We start from the raw sequence: 23,115 nt of genomic DNA on the forward strand, positions 1-23,115 counted from the left end.
TTTAGAGTGCACTCTAAAGTGTAACATTTAATTCAAGTTACACAGAGGAGGAATAATATATGTCAAATGAACGTTATACACGTGGTTGGGAAAAACTAATGCAAATAGATGGTGAAGGAGGAAAACGTGTCATTGAGTCAATGAGGGACATTGCTCCCGACCTGGGAAAGTACGTTGTTGAATTTGCATTTGGAGAGATATACTCAAGGGAAGTTCTTGATCTCAAACAGCGGCAGCTAATAACGGTCGCATCGCTTACAACACAAGGCGGATGTGAGCCACAGCTAAACGTGCATATCAACGCAGCTCTCAATGTAGGACTTACACCCAATGAAGTAATTGAAGCGATTATGCATTGCATTCCCTATACTGGTTTTCCAAGAGTTCTTAATGCCGTTTTTGTTGCCAAAGAAATTTTTGAGGAACGGAATTTGAAAATTGTGAACTAAAACCTGATTTTGCATCTTTTCAATGTTGGAATCAGTTCCAATAAAATTAATTCAGACAAGTCATTAGCATCTTCAATTCTTGCCTACCTTACGTTTATATCCATACACTCATCTCAACGATTTTTTTGTCATTGAATTATTAATGCGAAAAGTATGCTAAACTTAGGATCACCAAAAATCCCCTCGACCTGAGGGGATTTTTTCTATTGCAATGCATTACGTCTCTCCTAACATTTCCTACAAACGCTAATGATAGATGAAGATGACGGAGAGAACGGCGTCTTATCCCAATCAGCATATTGATGTTCGACGCGAAAGTTGTGACGGGTTAATAAAGAATGCAGCGTATCCTGATCCGTGAACCGACAAGCAATTCGGGAAGTCGTCCGCTTGTCCCCCCAATCACGCATCGTGACCCAATGCATGATATGCTGTCTAGCATCGTAACATTGTGTGCCTGATACCTTGACGTTATTCCCATCCTTATCTATGAATGATCCCCATTCTGTCTCCTCTTGATCGGATAAATCCGTTCCCTCCGGATTACGGGTCTCGAATGCAAAGATTCCCTGGGGTTGTAAATGTTTGTGAACGGTCGTGAGCAAATCAATTTGATCTTGATCACTTATGAATGCCTGAAATGCATTACCAGTCAAATAAATCATTGAAAATCGCTTGTCCGATTCGAAGGTACGGGCGTCACCTTCCATAAAAGTAACAGTCAACCCTTCCGCCTTCAACCGCGCATATGCGAGCATCTCTGAAGAGATATCTACACCGGTCATCGTTATGCCGGCTTTCGACAGGGGTATCGTTGTTAAGCCTGTACCACAAGCAAGCTCTAACACTTCCCCAGGACTCGATCTAGCAAGCTCAAGATAGAACTGATATTTGTCAATTTCACCGTCAAATTCAAGATCGTAATTTACCGGATCTTGATATTCTTCAAGATTGCTATGTTCAATCAACGCCATTCCCCCTTTCATATTGTAAGACCTAGACAAAATAGTCACTGATGAGAAGCAGCCGCTTAGTCAGCCTTCACACAATCAATTGCGACAACGAACGCAATCATGATTGCCTCCATCTCCTCCACAATATAAACCAAGTATATCAAAGCTAGGTTATTCAACTTTACTGCCCGCTAGCGTAATTCATTGCATTAAACTCCCCGTTCGGTTAAAAGAGGCAGCCGATCGTCGTGACCAGCTGTCTCCATGTCATTATTAGGTTATCGTTCTCCGTTAGAGTTCAATGTAATTCAAATCAAAATCGTTGCCTAGATTCCCTTAAAAACAAAGAATCGTCCTATTCACGGGACATCCTTCAAGTAAAATCCTCCGAAATCATCAATAATTAATTGCTTTGTCTCTAGCTATTTTTGTAAGCTCCATGAATGTATTACTGTATTGTTCTTTTTCAATTGGCTGAACCTTATAACATTCTTATTCTTTAGGTCATTAAATAACTGATAATAATCCAGCTCCAAGGTTTCCCAATCACTATATTTTCCGTTTTCATCCAATTGTCCAGTTAGAGAGCTTACATTCGTTTCGTTAAGTAGGGTTCCATTGGAAGTTTGCCAATCGGGAATTTTATCTTTCCAATCCGCATATATAAAACCTCTCCACTTGTCCCCTAAAGCTGACTCTAATAAGTTCTTATTAACTTGATTAGCTCCCCTGAACATTTCTAGCCCAGGATGATCATTATCAATGAAGAAATTCCCACAATTTGAACACTGATAAACCGTCTTAAAAAGTGTGGATATTAATGATCGAATTCTCATTGCAGCTTCTTCTTTATCTGTAGACGACGGCCCCGATTTTTCAATAGCATCGTCAATCTCGTCTAGGAGATCAAACTGATCTTGGTCAGAAATTAAATATCCCTTATAGGATAAATAATCAGTCGTGTCGTGTATTCTTTGTCCACACTCACATCTAAAATTCATTAGTTCACCTCAGGCTGACTGCCACTTATAATAGTGCTGTTAATTACAACGTATCCTGCCCGTTAGCGGAATTAAACTTTAACCTCTATCCAAGATATGTTACCAATGTTTTTAATGGATTTCCAATTTGCACATCCATTTCACGCTCAACTTTTTCAGCAGTTTCAACCATGGATAATTGAGCAACAGAAATGGTCTTGTTGGGGTCAGAGACAAGCAAACCCTTTATATAGTTTGATACTTCATTCACATATTGCTCCTTCTTTCCTTGCATTATTAGCTCGAAGGTATTCTCAATGACTTGAACATCAATATTAATTGGTTTTGCGTGTGTGGTTGCAAATTCATTAAGCCGTTTCATTGTTCCTTCGACTGTTGCTGGATTAGTAAATAGTAGAATCTGTGGCTCTGTTATATTGCAAACGTGGTGGATAAATGGCTCATCAATTTTTATTATTGGGACTGATGTCTTAAGTTGTTCTTCGTTGAGAATAGCAATGTAATTAGTACATGTAATTAAAATTGCATCGATATTCGTATTTGCTATCCATTCAATCTGCTCATTCACTTTGTTTTGGGCTTTTGTTAAATCGAAATTTTCATCTGACGCAATTCTGCTCATTAATCCAGGGTCTACAAAGTGTACTAATTCTAAATCATTTGAAGCAATAGCTTTTTGAATATACTCAATATTTGAATAGTGGGCATGCAAACAACCAATCTTCTTCATATGATAACCACCCTACTTTATTTCCTCTTACACTACCAGTTTATTGTGTTTTTCTCCAGAAACAACTTGCTATACAATCCTGCCCTATAGTTGAATAAGCGGGGGATCTTAGAGCAATTAATTCTAGCTTGCTTTTTCAGCGCTTTTGTTGAAATTAAGTGGAGAATTCATCAATAATTTCTACTACTTCGATTTCCCCATTAATCAGCAGCTCAGGAAGTTCGTTATTTATATTGCCTTTCCAATATTCTCTGGCTTGTTCGATTTTTCGGGAGAAAGGAATTCCATCTTCCTTTGGTAAAAGATTACCGTCACCTTCAAAGATATTCCCAGTAACCCGAAGTTTAACGATCTGCAAAACTTTTCGATGATAAGAATCGAAAAGTTCTTTCCATTTCAGAGCGTCTTCATAGCTCTTAGCAGCGTATAAGCAAGACAACCGTGAAGGATATTCAAGATATTCTTGCAATCTGACCATTTCAACTATTACTTCTCTAGTAGCTCTGATTGTTTGTTCCGCATATCTAATAACTACATCTGCATTCTCTTTATCCAACTTAAAGCCGTCATTTGTATAATGACGGTGTAATATTTGAATAAAGTCTTCACCTTTGGAATTCATCTGTTCCTTCTCAAAAAAGAAGTGATATAAAGTGTTTTTTTTGTTTTTGTCAAAGCTAATTATCTGCCCAATGTCCATTTTTATTCTCGTGACAATGTGGTAAACATACAATTCGCTTCTTTCCATGGACTGCCCCCCATTAATCATTGTTAGCATAAGTAAATTCGGAATTTACCAGCATTATCCTGGCTGTTAGCTTAATTATGGGTCCCGAAAGTCCATATATTTAGGAAATACGTCTCGATTCTTTAGTCCTCTAAGATTTGCACATTCTTAGCTGTCCAACGCTGAGAATCAACCATACTCGGGAACTCGAATAGGTCGAACGCAACTTTTTGACCCTCTTTAAGAAACCGAAAGCCGTTCGGTAGCCTAATAGGGTCTGGTCGTATTTCGCTAAAGTGAACAAACACATGGTTATCGTCCTGCCCGTCTAGCATTATCCGTCCGTAACCTTTATCTTCTTTGAACCATTTGACAATACCACATCTTCTTTCCGCCATTTAAGCACCTCCTCTGTCACTTTATTAAGTATCATAAAGATTGAGTTTTTTGCCCAAGCGGTGAATGAAGCAACCACTTTTTCATTAACGTTTCCTGTTAGTGCTTCGCTGCACTATACATAATGTGTTCCCATCGCGTTGAGTGAGTTACCTCATTTTATTTTTTTCGGGAACCCATATACGAAAAGTATCATACCGAGGAACGTAAGGATTGGCACAAAGATATTATCGAAGAAGCCTGTAATATGAGTTTTAGGTAGGGCATCGAACATTTTCGCTTCGTATAACACTGCAATTTCTTGGATGCGAGCTATCAAAGAGCCCACACGTTCAATAGCATAGATTACTCCAGCGGAAATTAGAAAGGCTGCACCTAGTTTTCTGTATAAGTCGTTGCCCATGAAATATTTGTTGCCTCCTCTACTTTTTATTGTAATCACTGATGAGAAGCAGCAGCTTGGTCAGCCTTCACACAATCAATTGCGACAACGAACGCAATCATGGTTGCCTCCATCTCCTCATTCAATATTTGAATCTTGTAGCTATCGCCCCAAGTGAACCACTCCTTGTTAACTTCACCTATGACTACACCATGCTGTAAGACCTGAAAATCCATGTCCCACCAATTACCATGTACCTCTATGTCAGCCGAATCAATCGTATAGCGTGCTTTTAAGAAAGAAAACTCTTTCTTAATCGTTAACACCTCTCGACCATTTACCTCAACAAAAAACTTCGGTAAAAAACTGAACACCTTTTTCGTAATAAGTGCGACTTCATCTCTTGTTGTATTCATAATGGAGAAAGTCTTTGGAATTTGCATAAAACTGCCCTCTACATAATAAACATCCTCCTCCTGCTGATTCTTTACCGTAAATTTTCCACTTAGACTGAATACTTTCTGCTTTATATAAAGTTGCTTCATACCCCGCCTCCTTCGATATAGTATATTCCCATTTCTTTTTCTTCTACAATATAAACCAAGTATACCAAAGATAGGCTATCTCACATACTGCCCGCTAGCGTACATATTTTGTTGTATGTCTTGCTCTTCAATATAATTGCGATAATTAATACCGCTGTCCATTTAACATCTGATTGTTTAGATCTGGCTTTTGTGGAAATTTGAGATATGACCCCGATTTTAATTCACATTCAAATGTAGATATCACCATAAATATAATTGTTTTTAGTTGGTTGATATTCATAAATAAAGGAAACAGAACCGACCTCCATGTCGACACACGCCTCTTCTTTTGCTTCCCTTTTCACACCGGTGAACATGACGTGTAGATAACCGAGGGCATTTACAGGAGTAGTTTGGTGATCTGATATAGTAGGTGGGGTGAGAAATCGCGAAAGTTCAAGTCGGCTGTGGCCATCTGGGGTAACCATCATAGCAATCTCTACACACTGTGAACCCAGCCCGGTTACGCGGCCAGCCCATTCACCTTCGACAGTAGCTCGCCCGAGCTTCAAGCACGGAGACCTGCCAGCTTATGTCAGGATGGTCGCAGATCGGGTTACGTGAGTCAACAAAAAAATAGAGTATTAGACTGGATGTCTTTATTCAACGCGTTTTGATTTAGACTGGCCTTTGAAATAGAAACAGAGACATCCAAGGACGAGAAAATATGTCCTAGAGTGTCTCTGTTTCATTGAACTAACGTTCTCTATTAGTACAAAACTTGCCTGATTCGGCTCGACCGCGAGCAAAGATTTCTGTACCTGAACCGATGTCTGCCATTTTACTGTTTAACCCAAGAAGATGAAACAAACCCAATAAGCCTGATGAAAAAGGAACGGAAAACTCTCCAATTAATGGAGTAGTTTCGCCGATTTTAGGAGTAGAATTAACATCATATTGTTCCCGTTTACATCTAAATGAACCTGAGATTGATAATCTAAATGGTCATAATGGTCATGTGTATTGAATCTCCACCACTTAGCTGAGCATTAAATAGCCCTCGCCCCTGTAACGGCAAGTTTTCATCAAGTTCTACTCATCCTTCAACCGTCGTTGATACAAAACAACAGACACAATCGTTAATACAACGGTCCATACCAAAATAATGAGGAGGGGTTTTAATATATCTCCCGTCGTAAAGCCTGTATTGCTTATCCCTAGAAAATGCACCAGTTGACTGCTTGGCATGTAATCCAGCACTTGGAAGACCGGGTAATCCTTCTCTAGTACTGCTCCCCACGGTGCACCCATAAATATGAACGCCACAGGGAGTATGGATAATGAGGCTTCAAGCAGCGTCTTGGAGAATAAACCGCAGATGGTCCCGGCTGCTGTGTACAGGATAATCGAAAGAATGATCACTGCCACAAACGCCCATATATTAGCTGGCTCATAGCCAAATAATAATGTAGAAATAGCGAGAACAACAACAGACATCACAAAGACTAAAGAGCTTTTACCGGTTAGAACATCCAGGCTCGTGGCCGGAGTCATCATTAATGACCGTAAAGTGTTACGCTCCTTTTCTTCCGCAATCAAGCAAGCTTGTGCGAAGCATGTTAGTAATACAAACGAAGTATTAAAAAGAAAACCGCTGGCTCCAGGCAAAGACGCGCCAGCCTTCCGAAAAAGAAGTGCAAGAATAATTGGGAAAATCAGCATAATGGACAGCGCATAGTTACGTGAAAACTCCTTGTAGTCCTTTACAAATATCGCCCGCACACGTTTCAATGAGATACTCATAGTAGCTCACTTCCTGTCATTTTAATAAAAATATCACCCAGACTGGGCTCTTTCGTTTCTAACCGGTCAATTAGCCCCTGTCTCATCCAATCTGCGATTTGATCAGCCGTTCCCTCACCGATCGGGAGCTCGTAAGTTTCCCCATTAATTAATTCAACACAAATTACGTTTTCCCGGTGTTGCCGTTTAAGTTCCTTCGGTGAGCCGATGGCTTGAATTTGTCCCTGATACAGAATCGCTACACGATTGCATATCAATTCTGCTTCAGCCATATCATGCGTAGTCAGAAAAATCGTTGTCCCCTTCTCATTTAAGTAGCGCAAGCCTTTATAAATATGTGCGGTGTTAACCGGGTCCAAAGCCGAAGTAGGCTCATCTAAGAATAACAATTCGGGCTCATGGATAATCGCGCAGGCCAGCAAAACACGCTGACGCATTCCCTTCGATAAGAGATTGGCTTTCTTTTTGCGCTCTCCGCTTAAGTTCACAAACTGCAGCACCTTATCGACCGCAGATCGGGGAAGATCATACAACTTACGATACAGCTCCAGATTTTCCTCAACCGATAATCGTTCATATAGACCACTGTTATCCGTCAAAATGCCAAAGCGCATCTTCTGTGAAGACTGCTGCATCATCTCCGCCGGCTGGTTAAATACACTTGCCTGTCCACTTGTCGGATTTAACTGCGCCGTTAAAATCTTGATTAATGTTGTTTTTCCTGAACCACTCGGACCGAGGAACCCGAAAATTTCTCCCTTAGGAATTGAAAAAGACACATCTGCTAACGCATCCTTATTTCCAAATCTCTTGCGGATACGTTCTACTTGGATAACATCCATTCACACCACTTCCTTAGCGTTGATGGCTTAAACATATACAGATTGCATGCTTCCAGCCATCAAAACCCGCCGAAATGTAGCTATTATCGTCTGAATGGTACCACCCAATGCTTGATTGGTTCGACATTTCCCCGGAAATTAAATGTTAAGAAGTGCTTTTAATTCATGCAATTTTGAACGGGATAACGGAACCACCGCATCTTGGCCTGTATTTAACCGCAAGCTGTAGCTATTCTTCGTCCATGTAATAATCTCTCTTACTTTTTGCAGATTAACGATGTAGGATCGATGACACCTAAAAAACCCGAAATTCAACAATCTCTGCTCCAGCTCGTTTAGCGTCAAAGTACAGTCATAATTTTCCCCGCCCACATGAACAAGGATCGAACCCTCTACACTTTCTATAAAATCGATTTCAGGCGGATTAAATAAAATTACCTTGTCATTTCTTTTGGTAGAGATCTTCTGCAAGGTTATATTGGCCTCGTCTTGTTTCTGTACTTCCTGCTTATCCTCTTCGGAATCCCGAATATCAAGTGGATGAAATCCGGACTCGTTCAACCGGTAAATGGCATCACAGGAAATAAGTGCATCCTCTAAATTCGAAGTTAAAATTAATACTTGCTTCTCTTTCAAAAGGTCATCTAGAATCCGTCTAAATTGACGGCGATCTTGCTCTTCTAAGTAAAAATAGGGTTCTTCCAGTACAAGTGAAGGCTGATGCGCAAAAAAAACACGCAGCAAGGTCACATACATCCTTCTTGATGAGCTTAGGTCCTTGATTTTTACCTTCCTTTCCTCTTTTAAAGCAAAATAATCGATCAACGAAGCGGCACGCTCATTCCTCTCCGTTACTCTGATTAGAAAAGTGATTAGCTCTTCCACCGTTAAACGCATATACTCGTTCTGCCCAGCCCGAAATAAATAATATCGGGAATGATCAACTAATTGATCCATTAAAAGCTGCTTTCGCTTCAAGTCGGTTATAATGCCAATCGATTGGTACGTTGTCATATCTAATTCGATCTTCGGTAGAAGTAATTCCCCATCATAATACATTGGTTGAAATTGCATGCCGTCCTCCCGGTTAGTGCTGCTATAGGATATATAAAACAATTATAAAGTTGGGCTGCTTTTTTGTCAGTTTCTATTAGAATATATAACAGCATACCATGGGTCGGGAAAATACGATGACAACTAAAGTACCATAACAAAGAGAACAGCCTGCGGCTGTTCTCTTTGTTATCTGCCTTAGAAGCAGGTGAACGAGCTAATCCGATTCAAATCAATGCCGAAGTACGCCCAGAAGAAACCAGTCCATCTGAACCCTGCAATAGAATTACGCCCGACGAATACCGGGAAGAACCAGAATTGCTCGCCGTTGTTCAGCCAAATGTATGTGTTGCGGAACAGGCATCGTCTGATTCCCCCGGGGTCGATGGCAAAAGCGGTAGCCGGCATTTGCGGTACGAATTGCGGTGGAGGAGCCGTCGGCGCTTGAACGCCTCCCGGTGCACCCCCCGGAAGTCCCGGAGTCCCCGGAAATCCTCCGGGACTTCCACCTGGAAACCCCGGTCCTCCCGGGACCCCAGGAAATCCTCCGCCGGTTCCCGGCGTTGGAAAAAATCCCATATATGATCGCTCCTTTCAATGATTAGGCATAATCATCATATGCATTCGCGGAAAGGACGCTTGGGCGGATGCCCAACAATAAGATTTAACATAGACCGACTATGCACAACACGGATGGTTTCGACGCAGATCCAAGATTTACAAAAAAAGAGAGTTGCACCATCATCTGGTGCAACTCTTTATCCGTAATTTAGTCTTCAATTTCAGTATAAATTTGAAAAGTCACGCCGAATTTATCCGTTACATCCCCAAACCCTGGACTGAATGGTTCCTCTTTAAACGGCATATTGACCTGACCCTCTTGCCGCAAGGCTTCATACATCCGTTTTGATTCTTCTACTTCATTCGTTGTAATGCAGATGGTGACCCGTTTTCCGTTTTCACTAGGCGAACCCCCTGGAGCATCCGATAACATGAGCTCCGTTACTCCGACCTTTAACTTGGCGTGCGCTACAAGATTACTCAGATCGTCAATGAACGTACCAGGCATGTCCGGCATTTCACCGTAAGTCACCATGGAGAGAATTTCTGCACCGATGGCTTGTTCATAAAATTGAATTGCTTCCTTTACCCGGCCCTCCAAAGTAATATAAGGGGTAAGTTTTACCGTCATAAGATTGTTCCTCCTTAAATTTTGATTGGATTCAATGTGGTTCATTAGTATAGACGATCCGGGCACCATAAACTCATCGGTCTATTGAAAAATCCTGCTTCGCGTCCAAACCTGTCGGCAATCCAAATCGAACAAATAAATCGGAGTCAATAAAATAATGGATATGAGCGATCTTACCCTGTTCCATCTCTGGAATATGAATGCTCCACGGAGCCAGCAGCCCATCCGGTCCGGCGGGTACATACTGAGCAAAAGCGGGACTATCCCCGTTAGCACGAATTGGCAGCAATCTGGAACCCAAACAATGGCTGCGTGTAATATTGTAGAATGACGACAGATTAGAGCTGCCACGAACCCACATCTTAAATGGCGGCATCGACAAGCTGCCGTTCTCGTGGAATAATGCTAACAATGCATTGATGTCGTACTGTTCGAAAGCTTCCATATAATTTGCAAGCACTTGTTGATCTGCCGGGACATCTCCCCCTTGTAATTCTTCGGACCGAAGATTCGAGCGAGCGAGTGTCGAGCGAGCCCGCTGCAAAGCACTGTTGACGGCTGCCGTGGTCATCCCCATCGCATTCGCTGCCTCATTAGCCGTCCATCGGAAGACATCAAGCAAGATCAGTACGGCACGTTGCCGTGGCGGCAATATTTGCAGCATCGCAATAAAAGATAATCGAATGGTTTCTCTGCTAACCACGATATTGGCCGGGTCACCAACGTTATCGGGGGCCGGCCAGATCCAAGAGCTCCGGGGCAAGCTGTCCCTTGGTTCCATAATAATAGCCGCTGGTTCTGAGAGATCCATCGGAAGTGCCCGACGCTTTGCATTCCTTAACCTGTCCAAACAAACATTAGTGGCAATCCGATACATCCAAGCTTTACGGGAGGAATCCTGCCTAATCTGGTCCCAGTTCTGCCAGGCGCGGAGCAGCGTATCCTGCACCGCATCTTCCGCTTCAAAAATGGACCCCGTCATCCGATAACAATATCCGATTAGTTCAGAACGCAATTCCTCGAACATGTCTATTCCATGCTTTTGGCTCATTTTACGTTTCCTCCTTTTTGACGTCCAAAAAGCTTATATCTCACTATTCATATTAACATTTCATAAGCGAGAAAACTTGATCAACAGCTTGTCAAAAAACCCAAGGTCTTTACAGGACCTTGGGTTTCTTGGGTGTGCGCCCGGCATGGGCGATAACTTGACGGTGAGAGAATCGCTATCTCTCCTTTAACCTCAATAATGTTAGCACTGGCACACTAACTGCAAGTGCTCAAAATTATATTACACCCTATACTTCTTATGCCGGTTTCAAAGCAATTGTAGTTCAATAAAATGATATTTTCCGATATTTGTATTATTGCATTATTTGAAAGGAGAGAGGGTATTGTCTTATATAGCCGCAAGTAATGGAAGAGCCACAGCAGAATGGTCAGCTTATGCCCATTTGGTCATCGGAAATCGGGTGCAAAATGAAGAACGGGGCATTAAAACAAGTGATACCAGCAATTCGATGAGTTTTGATGATTTTATGGGAGCAATTCAGAAGGACGAACAATTAAATTCGTACAATGCGCGCCAGATTTCTAATGATGAAATTTCAAACAATCGTATATATGAACAGCACAATGGTGTTTCTGCTGAGAGTAGGTTTCGTTTCTCCACGTTGCAAAAAGCTTATGAGCTAGGCCTTGTGGATAGCACCGGTGTGTTAACTTCTTCCTATCGCAGTAAAGCCTGATTAGAAGTCATTCTGTCCTGTCCATTATATTTGAACAAAATCACCCTAACGGGTGAATAAGCTTTCTAGCCAGCGGTCATTTATCCGCTGGCTCCTCTTTCTCACTAAGGTTCCATTACAAGCTTTATGCGCTCTGGCTTGGTTTCTTACGTATGCTTGTGAGTTCAAAAGCCTCTTTAGGAATCCCCAGTTCATGAGCCTTCTTCTTTTTAATCACCATGGCTTGTTGTAAGCTAGTGGCTTGAAATTCAACTTTGGTGCCAAGCGGATCCTCAAATGCATAGTAACTTTTTTTATTGGACATTAGAACTTAGCGCCTCCTCATCTTATTCTCGAATGATTCTGCCTTGCAACGCCACAAGCATATAAGCTCAATGCAGATATGGCAAATCACCCTAATATTGTGCGTCTCATCTTAGAGAACTATGCGCGAAGGCTGACCTCATAAATCAACAACGAACTCCAACAACGTTAAATAGAAGGTATTTTCGTCCACCTTAGCTTCTGTTCTGACATAGTCTACAAATGCGATCCGCCGGTCGCATCGATCATTTGTCCCGTTATCCATCGGCCGTCAGGTGACGCCGTGAAGGCGACGATGTCTGCGATATCCGAAGGCTCGCCGACGCGTCCAAGTGCCGACATCTCTACCGCAGACTTACGGCCATTGGGCGTGTGTAGCCACGACGCGTTTACGTCGGTATCGATTATGCCGGGCATGACAGCGTTCACTGTAATACCCCGCGGACCCAGAAGCTGAGCCAGGTGTAGGGTGAATGTATTTAGTGCGCCTTTGGTTAGGCTGTAGGTCATGATATGCGGATAGGCAATTCGTGTCACTCCAGATGAGATATTGATAATGCGACCTCCGTCTCGAAGACGTCCGATCGATTGCTGGACGAGGAAGAACGGCGCCTTGACGTTGACCGCGAACAGCCGATCAAAGTCCTCTTCGCTCGTCTCTTCAAATGATGGGGATGTGCCGATGCCGGCATTGTTAACCAAGATATCAAAATGGTTGATGCCCGTTCTGCGGATAAGTTCCTCATCCAAGACCTGAAGAAGTCGATCGACTCCCTCCAGAGAATCCAACTTGGCACCGATGGCAAAAGCTGTACCTCCCGCTGCTTCGATCGCAGAAACCGTCTCTGCCGCCGAATCCCTCCGTGTGCGATAATGTACTGCGACTAGCGCACCTTCAGCGGCGAGACGCAGCGCGATCGCTCTCCCTATCCCTCGGCTGGCTCCTGTAACGACTGCGATTCGGCCTTCCAAACGCTTCAAATTCATGTAGATCCACTCCTTATAATGGGTTGATACCATGATAAACCCTCCTCATAAGGGGAGAGTCAAGGAATGTACTCCAATCTTTTTTCAGACTCGTTCAACCGGCACGATCGCCTCTGCCAAACGTAGCTGACCATAAATATCTTTATCCGACGTCAGATAAATCTCCCGAACCGGTATCGCCTCGAGTGGCCGGTAGCCCGTGCCAGCAATCCAAGCCCGTAGCGTCTCGCTCGCCTTGCAATTATCCTTATACGGGTCACATCGATGAGTAAAAGAGGCAGCTTCCTTTATGCCGGGCAATTGGTGAATCTTCACCCTGCCGCTATTAGGAATCGGTTTTGAGACAGGAATAGCGACCTCGATGTCCGAAGGCTCTTCATCGCAATCGCTCCTCCGATGCCAGACGATTGTCATCTCACGGTCCGGCTCTTCCCCATGTGAGCAGACATACTGCTTCAGTTCGTCGAGCAACAGACACAGTTGGTTTTTTGGCAAAGTCTCGCGGACGTAAGCGACGAGAACCGGATCCACGCTTCGAAGCAAGAACTTCCCTTCCTCCCCAACCGCCTCATTCCGTTTCATCCGCACGAGTCGCTCATCAATCACCGTAATTTGCTGCTGAGCCTCTTGTATCTGGCGCTCCAGCTCCTTTCGTTTCTCAAGCAACGTGCGCTCCGCTTTCGTTAGAGAGGTGGTTCCGGTGAGCATCGGTCGCATCTTCTCAAGGGTTAAGCCCTGCTCTTTGAAACCTGCGATACGGCGGATCGTTAGCAGTTGCTCCGCAGTATAAAAACGATATCCCGATTCTTCGTCCACATGCGCGGGCTTTAACAAGCCGAGTTCATCATAGTGGCGCAATGTCTTCACCGTCACGCCGCTCAGTTTCGCGAACGCCCCAATTTTGAACATCCTAATCCCCCCTTTTGTGAATTCTTAGTATCGGTCTGTTCCCCTATTTATTCAGAAATATATCATTATACTATTAATTTCTAATATACTCATGACGTTTATTCGGATCCCCTTTAATAAAATATTCTTCGTTTACATCACATCACAATCTTCTTTTCAAAATTCCAGATCGTTCTTAGCTAAATCCAAAGCTACGGCAATTTTAAGCTGATTTATCTTACTACGTCCCTTGAACAAACATCAACTATAGGTGCTGTTTTTAAATCGTAGCGATCCAATTCAATCTTAATAACTGAGTGTATGTCCACAAGAAAAGTAATAATGTCTTCCCCCTGCTCTGGTGTCCAATATAAGAGGTATGCTGTTTTCATTGCAGGGAAGGCCTCTCTAATAATATTTAGAAATCTTCGCATGGATATATCATTGAAAAGAATAGTTCTTGAGGTGCTTAATTCTTCTCTAAATGCTTGTTCTGTCATTGTCCCTCTAAGTTTCATGACTTGCCCTACTCTCCGATAAAAACATACTTTTTTTTACAACTTCCCCCAGATGCGAGGTCATCGAGTGGTTTGTATATCCGTTTTTCGTCCATATATCTCATCCAATTTATTAAGCTTCAAATTATAAAATAGTTCTTAACTATTTCTGCTTTACCGCCCGGTGGGTGCCTTCTTCGTGTAAATTATAAGGTATACTTCATACTTATCCTCGTTTCCATATTTATTTTGCAAACAGTGTTGCTTGTTGTCTCATCTGTTATTTTGAACAAGCATACTATTAAAGAGCCAGCGAAAGTTCCATCTGAAATACTGGGGCAGATGCCAATCCTCATAGCCTTTTAATACCCCTTGTTCCAGCCAGTAAGACTCTGATTTCCCGCTTTTTACAGCTCCAGAAACATAAGTGATCGTTTTCTCCAAAAAGCGTATGACATCCGTGATTCGATCTGAATTAGATACATCTCCGTGTCCCGGAATGACAGTATCGACCTTGAGGTCTTTTTGAATTCGTTTAAGGATGCGTATCCAAGCGTATGGATTACCGTATGGTATAACCGGAATGGTCTTAGTCGATATTAAATCACCAGCAATCAAAGTTTGCTCTTCTGGAACGTACACAACAGCATCACTTAAAGAATGACCGCCTCCGTAAGATAAAACTTCGATTGTTCGCTTTGTTCCTTGAATAACGAGTTTATCGTCAAAAGTTATCGTGGGTATCACCCTGCAAAGGGAAGGGATGGCATCATAAAGGGCTCGCTGTACGGAAAGATCATAGTCGATTTCAGTTAGCATGTGGGCATCTCTTTGCGTTGAACGTACATGATTTAGGCTAGTTATTATCTTTTGAATGTTTTGCTGCATGAGATCAATATTCACTTCACCCATATCAGAAAGCAAATCTCTTGTCCAAACGGTAGATATAAATTCGCTTTTCATAAATTCCTGATTGCCGTTGACATGATCTCCATGAAAATGTGTATTCACTACATATTTAACCGGTTTGTTGGTTAATTCTTCAGCAGTATGGCGTAACAAAGCACCAGAATGCGGCAGGTTGGTTGTATCCACTACAACGGTTAAATCCCCAAGATCAATAATTGCTGAATTCCCCAGAGAACCGCTGCCTGGAACCGAAATAGCACCCCAGATACCTTCCGATGCTTGTTGAATCGTGAAATATTCGTTGTTCATTGTTACACCCCTTTAACAATTAGTAAAGTTAACTTACAAGTTAGAGTCAACTGGAAGTCAAGAGAATTTTCAGGGTGAAGTTAGGGTCAATTGTAAACATTGGCTTTGAGTTGACTGAAAGCTGTATAATATTTTTCAATATCAGCATTAAAAAGGAGGGGCAGAAATCAGATGCTTACAATAAGTCAAGTGTCAGAAAAAACGGGATTAACTCCTTATACGATTCGTTATTATGAAAAAATCGGGGTACTACATGAACCCAAGCGTAGTAATGGAGGGGCACGTGTCTACAAAGAAAGCGAGGTTTCCTACATTCAATGTCTAAATAAACTAAAAAAATTGGGCTTATCGCTTGAGGAGATTACGGAATTTACTCGTGAGGGCTGTGTAATGGATAAAATTCAACAAGGGGAGAATCCTTCTAATTATAATCCTACCTTAAAAAAGCGGATTGAAATCCTTGAGAAGCATCTGATGGGACTGGAATCCAGGCGACAAGAAATTGATTACATGATTTCTCTCGCCGAAGAGAAACTTACCTTATACCAAGAACTTACGAAAGAAGACATAGTAAATACTAGATAATCGCGGCGTAATCCTACGTGAACACCGCAGGGTGTCTGATGTAGAAATCAGACACCCTGTGCCAGTTCATTGAAAGCAAGCCCCTCCGGGACGAGCTAGCCGATCCCGCAGTGCAAAACCCTGAGCTTCCGCAGTCGCAAGTTCTGGATTTAAGAGAAATCATCGGCATTGAGGAGCAGCAGGTCTGCAGCCTGACGCTGGTGCAGCGGCCTAATCTGGCAATGACGCTGTTGTCTCTCGATAAAGGATCCTCGATTGGAGGGCACTCTTCACCCGGTGATGCACTCGTTCAAATCCTGTCCGGACAAGCCCAAATCACGATTGGCAGTGAGCAGTTCCTGCTGCAGCACAATGAGAGCATCCTCATGCCGGCCAATATTCCCAATGCCCTGCAAGCCGTTGAAGCCTTCCAGATGCTGCTGATTGTAGTCAAGCCGGAGCAGAAGGTGAGGATTGGAGGATGAAGAAGGTGGTAGGCCATAATTTCCTTGCCAAGCTGGAAAAAAAGCGTCTGCGCCCAGGCGGTGTGGTTGCCACCAACTGGCTGCTGGGTCAGGCGGAGCTGGGCAGTGAGAGCAAGGTGCTGGAGGTAGCCTGCAACATGTGCACCACCTCAATCCAGCGCGCCCGAATATTACCGGGTACTGAAGCCCGGAGGCATTCTGCTGACCCATGATATCAGCTATACGAAGGAAAATACGGCCGATGAGCTTGCAGAGCTGCGGCAGACCATCCATGTGAACGTCGAGCCGCTGCCTGCCGCCAATTGGCAGCAGCTGTTCTACTCGGCAGGCTTCTCGCAGGTAGGCACCGCTACAGGTCGCTTTAACCAGATAAAGCAGCGGCTTGTGGATGTACTTATAAGCGTAGAGAGAATACATTACAATAATCATCACGGATAACGCCGCGAGCAGCAGGAACCAGTTCTTGAACTTGTCCAGCGGCGCAAAGACCGCGTTTACCGGAACATATTTGCTAAGCACTGCGTCAAAAAACGGGGAATAGGCATATACCGCCAAATAGCGGGCATTCGCGAAGTTCATCGTTCTGACCAGATTTTGTTCTGAATGTTTGGACAAAATATCCGCAATCATGGGATCGGGTCTGACCCCGGCGCTTGTGGAGATCGTATATTCCGGATTGATCAGCATGAGCAGCTCGTCGGATGAGTTCACAATTTTCTTGAGTTCTCATTCAGCTTGTTTTGGAAAATTCAACAGACAGGATGAATTGAGGTTTTCTGCTGCCCCCCGGTGAAGTTGTGGGATAGGCTGCACTTATGAAGAGCCTGCCGTTCATATCCCGGAGCTGCGATCCCGTTGAATCCATCGCAAGCTTCAGCCCGTCCATTTCCTCCTGATTAAAGGAGGACACGGTCAAAAGCCGAGATCTTTTTCTGAACCGACTGAATGTAAACGTACACATCAATGATGTAAGTGCTGCTGTTCCGTATCGCATTGAGCCGCTGCTGCAATCTCAGGATGCTTTCCATCAGTCTTCGAAACACATTTTTCTTCCATGGAAATTTCCTTATGTTCATTTCGCCCTCCACTCTGGTGCTGTTTTTCTTCACTTTGTTTTTTAACACATCGAAGCTTCAGAAGGCAATGTAAAATAAAAAAGCTTACTAGAACGTTAGGTGTTTCCTATACGACTATCAAGCCTTTTCTAGATACCTTTCACGAAAAAAAGCAAAGGGAGCAGCGCCTTCTTTGGCGCTCCCTTTGCTTCAACCTGCTGTATAAATACATACTGATTTACTATAAATCCGGGCTTGGAAGAACCAGTTCATCCAATGAAGTCGGCTGAACAAAAATGCTTAGACTAATTGATTCTCATCATAGGAGAACGTATCAAAAATATCCTTTAAATTTATCCTATTTGCTTATCCCATACTCCGTAATCTTCCGGTACATGGTCGATTTCCCTATGCCCAGCATTTTGGCTGCGGTCACAACATTGCCGCTGCAGGTTTGAAGCGCACTACAAATACTCTCGATCTCTATCTGCTCCATTTTTTTGCCGGACGCCTCCCTTACAGGCTGCTGTGACACTGCCACACTACCGCTGTTGCTGTGCTGCACAGGTGTAATCCTTACGGGGGGCAAATCCAGATGGGTAATGCAAGCGAAGCTACACACATAATAAGCCCGCTGCACGGCATTCTGAAGCTCACGTGCATTTCCCTGCCACTCATAGCTCTGCAAGGCTTCCAGAAAGGAGGGGCTGAACTGCTTGGCCGGGCCGGGATGATCACGGTTGCACTTCGTCAGGAAGAGTCTCGCCAGCGGTGCAATATCCTCCGTGCGTTCCCTTAGCGGTGACAGCTTGATATTGATCACATTCAAACGGTAATAAAGGTCGCTGCGATAAGATTTCAGGCTTACTTCCTCCACCAAATCGCGGTTGGTGGCCGCTATGACTCTTACATCCAGCGTCCGCTCATGCTTGCCGCCGATTCTGCGGACCTTATGGTTATCCAGAACACGGAGCAGCTTCGCCTGAATTTCCAGCGGCAGTTCCCCGATTTCATCCAGAAAAATAGTTCCCCCGTGCGCCAGCTCGAACTTCCCCGGATTGCCTTCCCGCAGCGCTCCCGTGAAGGAGCCCTTCTCGTAGCCGAACAGTTCGCTCTCCACAAGATCTTTAGGCAGCGCCGCGCAGTTAATCGCAATAAAGGGGCCTCCGGCCCGCAGGCTGGCATTATGAATGGATTGGGCAAACAGCTCCTTTCCTGTTCCGCTCTCCCCTTCGATCAGCACAGTACAATTTGTCTTCGCAATTCTCTTGGCAAAAGCAATTTGTCCCTGCATATAGGAATTGTCCGTGATGATTTCCTCGAACCGGTAGTTCGCCTTAAAGCCGGCCAATTGATTGACCTCTTTGCGCACCTGCCCGGCTTCCCTGATCGTGAGCGAAGCGCCAAGAATCTTGTCATCGAAGGTGAAGGGATAAATGTTCACCATGCAATCGATCTTGTTGCTGCCGACGGTAAGTGTACAGTCCGCGTAGCTTAAATGCCTCTCACCGGCAAATACACTGTCCAAATCGACCTCTTCCAGCAGTTCTTTGATGCATAAAGCTTCCATCTGTTGCAGGCTGAGCATAAAGATTGAGGCCAGTCTTTCATTAAAATGCCGTACGTGGTATTCGGTGTCAATGACAAGCAGCCCGTCCTGCATCGACTGAAATACGGCATGCATCATCTGGCTCGTCTCCAGCATATGCAGCTGCTTCTCGATACTGCTGACCGCCGACACCACAACGCCGAACGTATGGGCATGCACATCTTCGGCCTTGCCCGACATATCCAGACAGCCAATCACGTTGCCCCGGCTATCATGAATTGGTGCGGCCGAGCAGGTCCAAGCATGGTGCGTTGTGCAATAATGCTCGCCGCCGAGCACCTGAACTTCATCATTGATAGCCAGTGCAGTGCCGACCGCATTGGTGCCCACACTGAGCTCATCCCACTTAGCCCCTTCCACGAAATTCACCTTGACACATTCTGGTTCAAGCTCCTTATTGAGCATCGTGTGCAGAAGCACCCCATCCTGATCGGTCAAGACAATTGCGTATACAGTATCCTTAATGATCTGAAAGATACTGTTCATGACCGGCCCTGCAATGGAAAGAAGCTGCTTCTTCTCCAGTAAGCGGGAAGCCAGTTCCTCTTCTGACACCTGCATTCCCTTGCCGCGCATCGGATCGACTCCGGATTGGCGGCATCTTCTCCATGAAGCGGCTATTTCCGGCTTGGTCCCGGCGGCAATCTCCCCGCTGGATATGAAATGTTCCCAGTTCCCAAGCGATTGTGCGTAGCTGATTCGCATGTCTACTGCTCCTTTCCGTTGCGTGCAGCATTTAAATCGGATAATCACGTCTGCCCGGGGCGGAGGCAATCCGCATGGATTCCCTATACTTGGCGACCGTCCGGCGGGAGAGGACCGCACCTTGCTCAAGCAGAAGCTCGGTGATTTTGCGGTCGCTATAGGCTGCCCGCTTATCTTCGCCCTCTATAATGTCACGGATGATTCTCTTCAAGGCATCCGGTGTCCAATCGGTATCTTCTCCCGTAATTCCGGAAGGAAAAAAATACTTTAACTCAAAGGTTCCCCATGTACACTGCACATATTTGCCCCGGATCGCCCGGCTCACCGTAGACTCATGAAGATCCAGTTCTTCAGCTATTCTGCCAAGGGTTAAGGGCATCAGATAATCCTGCCCTCTTTCGAAAAAAGGCCGCTGCAGCTTCAAAATGGCGCCAACCACGCTGCATAAAGTCACCTTTCGTTCTTCGATGCATTTCATGATCCAGTTGGCCTGTTCGTTCTTCTCCCGCAGATAGTTGCGTGTTTCTTCGTCTCCGCTCAGGCTGAACAAACGTTGATAGCTTTCGGCAAAGGTAATCTGCGGGCACGACAAAGGATGCGGGGCGGCTTCGTACAAGCCGTTCTTCAACACAACGGATACATCCGGCACAATGTACACCGTTGATTCCCCATGATCAAAGGTATTGCCGGGGCGGGGATTCAAGGATTTAATCACATTGCATGATTCCTTAATACTCTTTAGTGAAGTCTTCAATTCTTTGGCCACACGGACTAACTGATTACTGCCCAACTGCTCAAGATGGCGTTCAATCAGCTTCCGTAATAAGGGTGTTATTCTGCCGGTGTGTTCCAGTTGCAGCACCAGACATTCCTGCAAATTCCTGGCGCCGACTCCGTAAGGCTCCAAGGACTGAACGAATCTCAGTCCGGTTTCGATATCCTGACAGCCGACTCCCAGTCCGGCGGCCGTCTCCTCTACCCGTTCAACAAAATATCCCTTATCATCCAGGCAGCCGATCAGATAGGCCGCAAGAGACCGTTCCGTCTCAGGCAGCGAGAGCAGATTTAATTGCGACAACAGATGATCCTGCAGATTCTGCCGGGGACCGGCCACATATTGCAGCAAATGCTGGGTACTCTTTCCGCTTCTGACCCTGCTGCCGCCTAATGAATATTGAACCTCAATCAGCGGATTTCCCTCTGACAACCGGTCCACATATTGGCCCAGCTCTTGCAAGTCCATTTGTAGTACCTCAAGGGATTGCCGCAGCCCCGGCGACAAACCCATTCGTTGCTTAGTATCCAAAGCAAGCCTCATTTGCTCACCCCTCGTCGTGTATACGCTTACATTATCTCTCTCTATTATAAATCGCCATAACGTCCAAAAAAGACAAATACGATGAACTTAGTATGACAATCCGCAGGGATATAAGGGATCGGCATAGTCTGTTCATCGTATTTGACATCTCTCTGGTGAATTGAAGGCTATACGTTAAACGTGAAGATGAATGGCACGGTTATGAACGGCGTGCGCAGCTTCGTGCAACGATTCCGCAACTGTCGGATGGGCATGAATGGTGGTAACGACCTCATCCAGCGTTGCTTCAAGGCGAATAGCCAGCGCCCCTTCCACAATGATGTCCGTTGCCCGCGGTCCCGCAATATGCAGCCCCAGAATTTCATCATTGCCGGCGTCAACAACATACTTCACCAGCCCGTTGCTCTCACCCATGATCATGGATTTGGCATTGGCCTGAAGCGGAAATACCCCGGTCTTCACCTGAAATCCCTGCTGTATGGCCTCTGCCTCCGTCATTCCCACGGATGCCAGTTCGGGCCGTGTGTAGACACAGGCAGGCACTGTTCTGAAATCTATCGGCGATGGCTTACCCATAATCGCTTCCGCAGCATTCACCCCTTCTGCGGAGGCTACATGTGCCAGCATGATTCCTCCGTTGCAATCCCCGATAGCGTAGATGCCCGGTATGCTGGTCTCCATATTCCGGTTGACCTGGATTGCACCGCGTTTAATCTCCACCCCGATGTCCTCCAGTCCCAGGCCCGTAGTCACCGGCCGCCGGCCAATGGACAGCAGCACTTTGTCCGCCTCTATGACATGATGGCCGTTACCGGTGGAAGTGAGTACCCGCAATCCTGCCGCCGTCTGCTCGATTCTCTCCACTTTCGTCTCTGTGTGCATCTCAATGCCAGTGCTTGCGAATTCCTTCCGCAGGCACTGCACAATATCACGGTCCATGACCGCGATCAGTTCGGGCAGCATCTCGATAATCGTAACCTTGCAGCCCAAGCTGCTGTAGACACTGGCGAACTCACAGCCGATTACCCCGCCGCCAATAATGCAGAGGCGCTCCGGTACCGCAGGGAGCGATAGTGCTTCATCGCTTGTTATAACCCCTTCCAGTTCTGCACCGGGAATAGGCACGATCGAGGGCTCTGAGCCGGTAGCGATAATCGCCCGGTCAAAGCCCAGCGCCCGGACACTGCCATCGGCTGCAGTCACTTCCAGTTCGCTGCTACTTGTAAATTTGCCTGAGCCGCTCAGCTTGGCAATCTTGTTTTTTATGAGCAGTGTCTCGATGCCTCCAGTGTTTATTCTGATGATCTTATCTTTGTGTTTCTGCAACTGGCCCCAGTTCACTGAGACCTCGCCCGCTTCAATACCAAGCTCCTTGGCATCCCGCTTCAGGTGTGTATACAGCTCCGAGGTATGAAGCAGCACCTTGGTGGGTATACAGCCGACATTAAGGCAGGTCCCTCCCAGCGCCTTCTTCTCCACAAGTGTAACTTCCGCCCCCAACTGCGCAGCCCTAATTGCGGCCACGTATCCGCCTGGGCCGCCTCCAAGCACAACGATCCTCATTGTTGTCCTCCTAAAAGTTTTGATAGCATAGGCTTTCTTATTTCACTTCGCAAGACTCACTTCGGAAGCATACACCTAAGTTTTGATAGCTTAGGCTTTCTTATTTCACTTCGCAAAACT

The 23,115-nt window shown here is 45.0% G+C and carries 28 protein-coding genes and 2 pseudogenes; 6 read left to right on the forward strand and 24 right to left on the reverse strand.

Annotation, left to right across the window (positions count from 1 at the left end; all coding sequences use genetic code 11):
• The first annotated feature begins 59 nt into the window (after positions 1–59).
• A complete protein-coding gene (locus NST99_RS24390) occupies positions 60–449 on the forward strand; it encodes a carboxymuconolactone decarboxylase family protein (RefSeq protein WP_038595249.1) in 390 nt (129 codons plus the stop codon).
• A 227-nt stretch (positions 450–676) separates the two neighbouring features.
• On the opposite strand, the gene NST99_RS24395 is transcribed toward NST99_RS24390, so the two are convergent.
• The 14 genes and pseudogenes from NST99_RS24395 to NST99_RS24460 all read right to left on the reverse strand — a co-directional run.
• Complete coding sequence (locus NST99_RS24395) at positions 677–1,423, reverse strand: class I SAM-dependent DNA methyltransferase (RefSeq protein ID WP_341095039.1); 747 nt, start codon at positions 1,421–1,423, stop codon at positions 677–679.
• A gap of 401 nt (positions 1,424–1,824) precedes the next feature.
• Positions 1,825–2,403 carry a hypothetical protein gene (locus tag NST99_RS24400; protein WP_341095041.1) on the reverse strand — a complete coding sequence of 193 codons (579 nt, stop codon included), beginning with the start codon at positions 2,401–2,403 and terminating at the stop codon, positions 1,825–1,827.
• An 85-nt stretch (positions 2,404–2,488) separates the two neighbouring features.
• Positions 2,489–3,133 (reverse strand): aspartate/glutamate racemase family protein, encoded by a 645-nt coding sequence (locus NST99_RS24405; RefSeq protein ID WP_341095042.1) that lies wholly within the window; start codon positions 3,131–3,133, stop codon positions 2,489–2,491.
• Positions 3,134–3,287: 154 nt separating this feature from the next.
• On the reverse strand, positions 3,288–3,881 hold the full coding sequence (locus NST99_RS24410; RefSeq protein WP_341095043.1) for a DUF2441 domain-containing protein: 594 nt from the start codon (positions 3,879–3,881) through the stop codon (positions 3,288–3,290).
• A gap of 122 nt (positions 3,882–4,003) precedes the next feature.
• Positions 4,004–4,258, reverse strand: coding sequence for a cold-shock protein (locus NST99_RS24415; protein WP_038595257.1), 255 nt, complete (start codon positions 4,256–4,258; stop codon positions 4,004–4,006).
• 152 nt (positions 4,259–4,410) lie between these two features.
• Complete coding sequence (locus tag NST99_RS24420) at positions 4,411–4,659, reverse strand: hypothetical protein (protein WP_341095044.1); 249 nt, start codon at positions 4,657–4,659, stop codon at positions 4,411–4,413.
• A 35-nt stretch (positions 4,660–4,694) separates the two neighbouring features.
• Positions 4,695–5,183, reverse strand: a complete 489-nt coding sequence (locus tag NST99_RS24425; RefSeq protein WP_341095045.1) for an LURP-one-related/scramblase family protein — start codon at positions 5,181–5,183, stop codon at positions 4,695–4,697.
• 350 nt (positions 5,184–5,533) lie between these two features.
• Positions 5,534–5,737: pseudogene (locus NST99_RS24430) on the reverse strand (VOC family protein); the annotation flags it as partial.
• A gap of 520 nt (positions 5,738–6,257) precedes the next feature.
• Positions 6,258–6,968 (reverse strand): ABC transporter permease, encoded by a 711-nt coding sequence (locus NST99_RS24435; protein ID WP_341095046.1) that lies wholly within the window; start codon positions 6,966–6,968, stop codon positions 6,258–6,260.
• On the reverse strand, positions 6,965–7,810 hold the full coding sequence (locus NST99_RS24440) for an ABC transporter ATP-binding protein (RefSeq protein ID WP_341095048.1): 846 nt from the start codon (positions 7,808–7,810) through the stop codon (positions 6,965–6,967). Before NST99_RS24440 ends, NST99_RS24435 begins: the two co-directional genes overlap by 4 nt.
• 138 nt (positions 7,811–7,948) lie before the next feature.
• Positions 7,949–8,884, reverse strand: coding sequence for a LytTR family transcriptional regulator DNA-binding domain-containing protein (locus tag NST99_RS24445; RefSeq protein ID WP_341095050.1), 936 nt, complete (start codon positions 8,882–8,884; stop codon positions 7,949–7,951).
• 177 nt (positions 8,885–9,061) lie between these two features.
• Positions 9,062–9,442, reverse strand: coding sequence for a collagen-like protein (locus NST99_RS24450; protein WP_341095052.1), 381 nt, complete (start codon positions 9,440–9,442; stop codon positions 9,062–9,064).
• Between the two features lie 190 nt (positions 9,443–9,632).
• Entirely contained in the window at positions 9,633–10,055 is a 423-nt protein-coding gene (locus tag NST99_RS24455) for a VOC family protein (protein ID WP_341095055.1), read from the reverse strand.
• 73 nt (positions 10,056–10,128) lie between these two features.
• A pseudogene (locus tag NST99_RS24460) lies at positions 10,129–11,112 on the reverse strand (sigma-70 family RNA polymerase sigma factor); the annotation flags it as partial.
• A gap of 337 nt (positions 11,113–11,449) precedes the next feature.
• Between NST99_RS24460 and NST99_RS24465 the strand changes: the two are divergent.
• Complete coding sequence (locus NST99_RS24465) at positions 11,450–11,803, forward strand: hypothetical protein (protein ID WP_341095056.1); 354 nt, start codon at positions 11,450–11,452, stop codon at positions 11,801–11,803.
• Between the two features lie 124 nt (positions 11,804–11,927).
• Here NST99_RS24465 and NST99_RS24470 read toward each other — a convergent pair whose 3' ends face one another.
• From NST99_RS24470 to NST99_RS24490, 5 genes are all read right to left on the reverse strand, one after another.
• Positions 11,928–12,107, reverse strand: a complete 180-nt coding sequence (locus NST99_RS24470; RefSeq protein WP_341095057.1) for a hypothetical protein — start codon at positions 12,105–12,107, stop codon at positions 11,928–11,930.
• Between the two features lie 215 nt (positions 12,108–12,322).
• Positions 12,323–13,093: an SDR family oxidoreductase gene (locus NST99_RS24475; protein WP_341097742.1), complete on the reverse strand. Its 771-nt coding sequence runs from the start codon at positions 13,091–13,093 to the stop codon at positions 12,323–12,325.
• A gap of 84 nt (positions 13,094–13,177) precedes the next feature.
• Positions 13,178–14,002: a MerR family transcriptional regulator gene (locus NST99_RS24480; protein ID WP_341095058.1), complete on the reverse strand. Its 825-nt coding sequence runs from the start codon at positions 14,000–14,002 to the stop codon at positions 13,178–13,180.
• A 212-nt stretch (positions 14,003–14,214) separates the two neighbouring features.
• On the reverse strand, positions 14,215–14,499 hold the full coding sequence (locus NST99_RS24485) for a hypothetical protein (RefSeq protein ID WP_341095059.1): 285 nt from the start codon (positions 14,497–14,499) through the stop codon (positions 14,215–14,217).
• A gap of 252 nt (positions 14,500–14,751) precedes the next feature.
• The gene (locus tag NST99_RS24490; RefSeq protein ID WP_341095060.1) at positions 14,752–15,696 is read right to left on the reverse strand and encodes an MBL fold metallo-hydrolase; all 945 of its coding nucleotides are present in this window, start codon (positions 15,694–15,696) and stop codon (positions 14,752–14,754) included.
• A gap of 171 nt (positions 15,697–15,867) precedes the next feature.
• Here NST99_RS24490 and NST99_RS24495 point away from each other — a divergent pair, with 171 nt between their 5' ends.
• From NST99_RS24495 to NST99_RS24510, 4 genes are all read left to right on the forward strand, one after another.
• Entirely contained in the window at positions 15,868–16,281 is a 414-nt protein-coding gene (locus NST99_RS24495; protein ID WP_039310460.1) for a MerR family transcriptional regulator, read from the forward strand.
• 110 nt (positions 16,282–16,391) lie between these two features.
• On the forward strand, positions 16,392–16,745 hold the full coding sequence (locus tag NST99_RS24500; RefSeq protein WP_341095063.1) for a cupin domain-containing protein: 354 nt from the start codon (positions 16,392–16,394) through the stop codon (positions 16,743–16,745).
• A complete protein-coding gene (locus NST99_RS24505) occupies positions 16,742–16,957 on the forward strand; it encodes a hypothetical protein (RefSeq protein ID WP_445744985.1) in 216 nt (71 codons plus the stop codon). Before NST99_RS24500 ends, NST99_RS24505 begins: the two co-directional genes overlap by 4 nt.
• A gap of 61 nt (positions 16,958–17,018) precedes the next feature.
• Entirely contained in the window at positions 17,019–17,183 is a 165-nt protein-coding gene (locus NST99_RS24510) for a hypothetical protein (RefSeq protein WP_341097839.1), read from the forward strand.
• 292 nt (positions 17,184–17,475) lie between these two features.
• Here the strand turns inward: NST99_RS24510 and NST99_RS24515 are convergent, their stop codons facing one another.
• From NST99_RS24515 to lpdA, 5 genes are all read right to left on the reverse strand, one after another.
• Positions 17,476–17,631 carry a hypothetical protein gene (locus tag NST99_RS24515; protein WP_341095064.1) on the reverse strand — a complete coding sequence of 52 codons (156 nt, stop codon included), beginning with the start codon at positions 17,629–17,631 and terminating at the stop codon, positions 17,476–17,478.
• 10 nt (positions 17,632–17,641) lie between these two features.
• Positions 17,642–17,821, reverse strand: a complete 180-nt coding sequence (locus NST99_RS24520) for a hypothetical protein (RefSeq protein WP_341095066.1) — start codon at positions 17,819–17,821, stop codon at positions 17,642–17,644.
• Between the two features lie 337 nt (positions 17,822–18,158).
• Positions 18,159–20,114, reverse strand: a complete 1,956-nt coding sequence (locus NST99_RS24525; RefSeq protein ID WP_341095068.1) for a sigma-54-dependent Fis family transcriptional regulator — start codon at positions 20,112–20,114, stop codon at positions 18,159–18,161.
• A gap of 31 nt (positions 20,115–20,145) precedes the next feature.
• Positions 20,146–21,432, reverse strand: coding sequence for an RNA polymerase factor sigma-54 (rpoN, locus tag NST99_RS24530; protein WP_341095070.1), 1,287 nt, complete (start codon positions 21,430–21,432; stop codon positions 20,146–20,148).
• A gap of 174 nt (positions 21,433–21,606) precedes the next feature.
• On the reverse strand, positions 21,607–22,995 hold the full coding sequence (gene lpdA / locus NST99_RS24535) for a dihydrolipoyl dehydrogenase (RefSeq protein WP_341095071.1): 1,389 nt from the start codon (positions 22,993–22,995) through the stop codon (positions 21,607–21,609).
• Positions 22,996–23,115: the final 120 nt, after the last annotated feature.

The sequence above is a fragment of the Paenibacillus sp. FSL L8-0470 genome (assembly GCF_038008625.1).
Lineage (GTDB): Bacteria > Bacillota > Bacilli > Paenibacillales > Paenibacillaceae > Paenibacillus_AQ.

What these genes read in the sequence shown, in the direction of transcription:
- NST99_RS24395 (WP_341095039.1), bottom strand. Translation starts at nt 1,423, where the DNA reads ATGGCGTTGATTGAACATAGCAATCTTGAAGAATATCAAGATCCGGTA.
- NST99_RS24390 (WP_038595249.1), top strand. Translation starts at nt 60, where the DNA reads ATGTCAAATGAACGTTATACACGTGGTTGGGAAAAACTAATGCAAATA.
- NST99_RS24455 (WP_341095055.1), bottom strand. Translation starts at nt 10,055, where the DNA reads ATGACGGTAAAACTTACCCCTTATATTACTTTGGAGGGCCGGGTAAAG.
- NST99_RS24440 (WP_341095048.1), bottom strand. Translation starts at nt 7,810, where the DNA reads ATGGATGTTATCCAAGTAGAACGTATCCGCAAGAGATTTGGAAATAAG.
- NST99_RS24520 (WP_341095066.1), bottom strand. Translation starts at nt 17,821, where the DNA reads ATGAACATAAGGAAATTTCCATGGAAGAAAAATGTGTTTCGAAGACTG.
- NST99_RS24525 (WP_341095068.1), bottom strand. Translation starts at nt 20,114, where the DNA reads ATGCGAATCAGCTACGCACAATCGCTTGGGAACTGGGAACATTTCATA.
- lpdA (WP_341095071.1), bottom strand. Translation starts at nt 22,995, where the DNA reads ATGAGGATCGTTGTGCTTGGAGGCGGCCCAGGCGGATACGTGGCCGCA.
- NST99_RS24415 (WP_038595257.1), bottom strand. Translation starts at nt 4,258, where the DNA reads ATGGCGGAAAGAAGATGTGGTATTGTCAAATGGTTCAAAGAAGATAAA.
- NST99_RS24435 (WP_341095046.1), bottom strand. Translation starts at nt 6,968, where the DNA reads ATGAGTATCTCATTGAAACGTGTGCGGGCGATATTTGTAAAGGACTAC.
- NST99_RS24410 (WP_341095043.1), bottom strand. Translation starts at nt 3,881, where the DNA reads ATGGAAAGAAGCGAATTGTATGTTTACCACATTGTCACGAGAATAAAA.
- NST99_RS24400 (WP_341095041.1), bottom strand. Translation starts at nt 2,403, where the DNA reads ATGAATTTTAGATGTGAGTGTGGACAAAGAATACACGACACGACTGAT.
- NST99_RS24470 (WP_341095057.1), bottom strand. Translation starts at nt 12,107, where the DNA reads ATGTCCAATAAAAAAAGTTACTATGCATTTGAGGATCCGCTTGGCACC.
- NST99_RS24505 (WP_445744985.1), top strand. Translation starts at nt 16,742, where the DNA reads ATGAAGAAGGTGGTAGGCCATAATTTCCTTGCCAAGCTGGAAAAAAAG.
- NST99_RS24515 (WP_341095064.1), bottom strand. Translation starts at nt 17,631, where the DNA reads ATGGACGGGCTGAAGCTTGCGATGGATTCAACGGGATCGCAGCTCCGG.
- NST99_RS24480 (WP_341095058.1), bottom strand. Translation starts at nt 14,002, where the DNA reads ATGTTCAAAATTGGGGCGTTCGCGAAACTGAGCGGCGTGACGGTGAAG.
- NST99_RS24420 (WP_341095044.1), bottom strand. Translation starts at nt 4,659, where the DNA reads ATGGGCAACGACTTATACAGAAAACTAGGTGCAGCCTTTCTAATTTCC.
- NST99_RS24485 (WP_341095059.1), bottom strand. Translation starts at nt 14,499, where the DNA reads ATGAAACTTAGAGGGACAATGACAGAACAAGCATTTAGAGAAGAATTA.
- NST99_RS24405 (WP_341095042.1), bottom strand. Translation starts at nt 3,133, where the DNA reads ATGAAGAAGATTGGTTGTTTGCATGCCCACTATTCAAATATTGAGTAT.
- NST99_RS24450 (WP_341095052.1), bottom strand. Translation starts at nt 9,442, where the DNA reads ATGGGATTTTTTCCAACGCCGGGAACCGGCGGAGGATTTCCTGGGGTC.
- NST99_RS24495 (WP_039310460.1), top strand. Translation starts at nt 15,868, where the DNA reads ATGCTTACAATAAGTCAAGTGTCAGAAAAAACGGGATTAACTCCTTAT.
- NST99_RS24445 (WP_341095050.1), bottom strand. Translation starts at nt 8,884, where the DNA reads ATGCAATTTCAACCAATGTATTATGATGGGGAATTACTTCTACCGAAG.
- NST99_RS24490 (WP_341095060.1), bottom strand. Translation starts at nt 15,696, where the DNA reads ATGAACAACGAATATTTCACGATTCAACAAGCATCGGAAGGTATCTGG.
- NST99_RS24475 (WP_341097742.1), bottom strand. Translation starts at nt 13,093, where the DNA reads ATGAATTTGAAGCGTTTGGAAGGCCGAATCGCAGTCGTTACAGGAGCC.
- NST99_RS24425 (WP_341095045.1), bottom strand. Translation starts at nt 5,183, where the DNA reads ATGAAGCAACTTTATATAAAGCAGAAAGTATTCAGTCTAAGTGGAAAA.
- rpoN (WP_341095070.1), bottom strand. Translation starts at nt 21,432, where the DNA reads ATGAGGCTTGCTTTGGATACTAAGCAACGAATGGGTTTGTCGCCGGGG.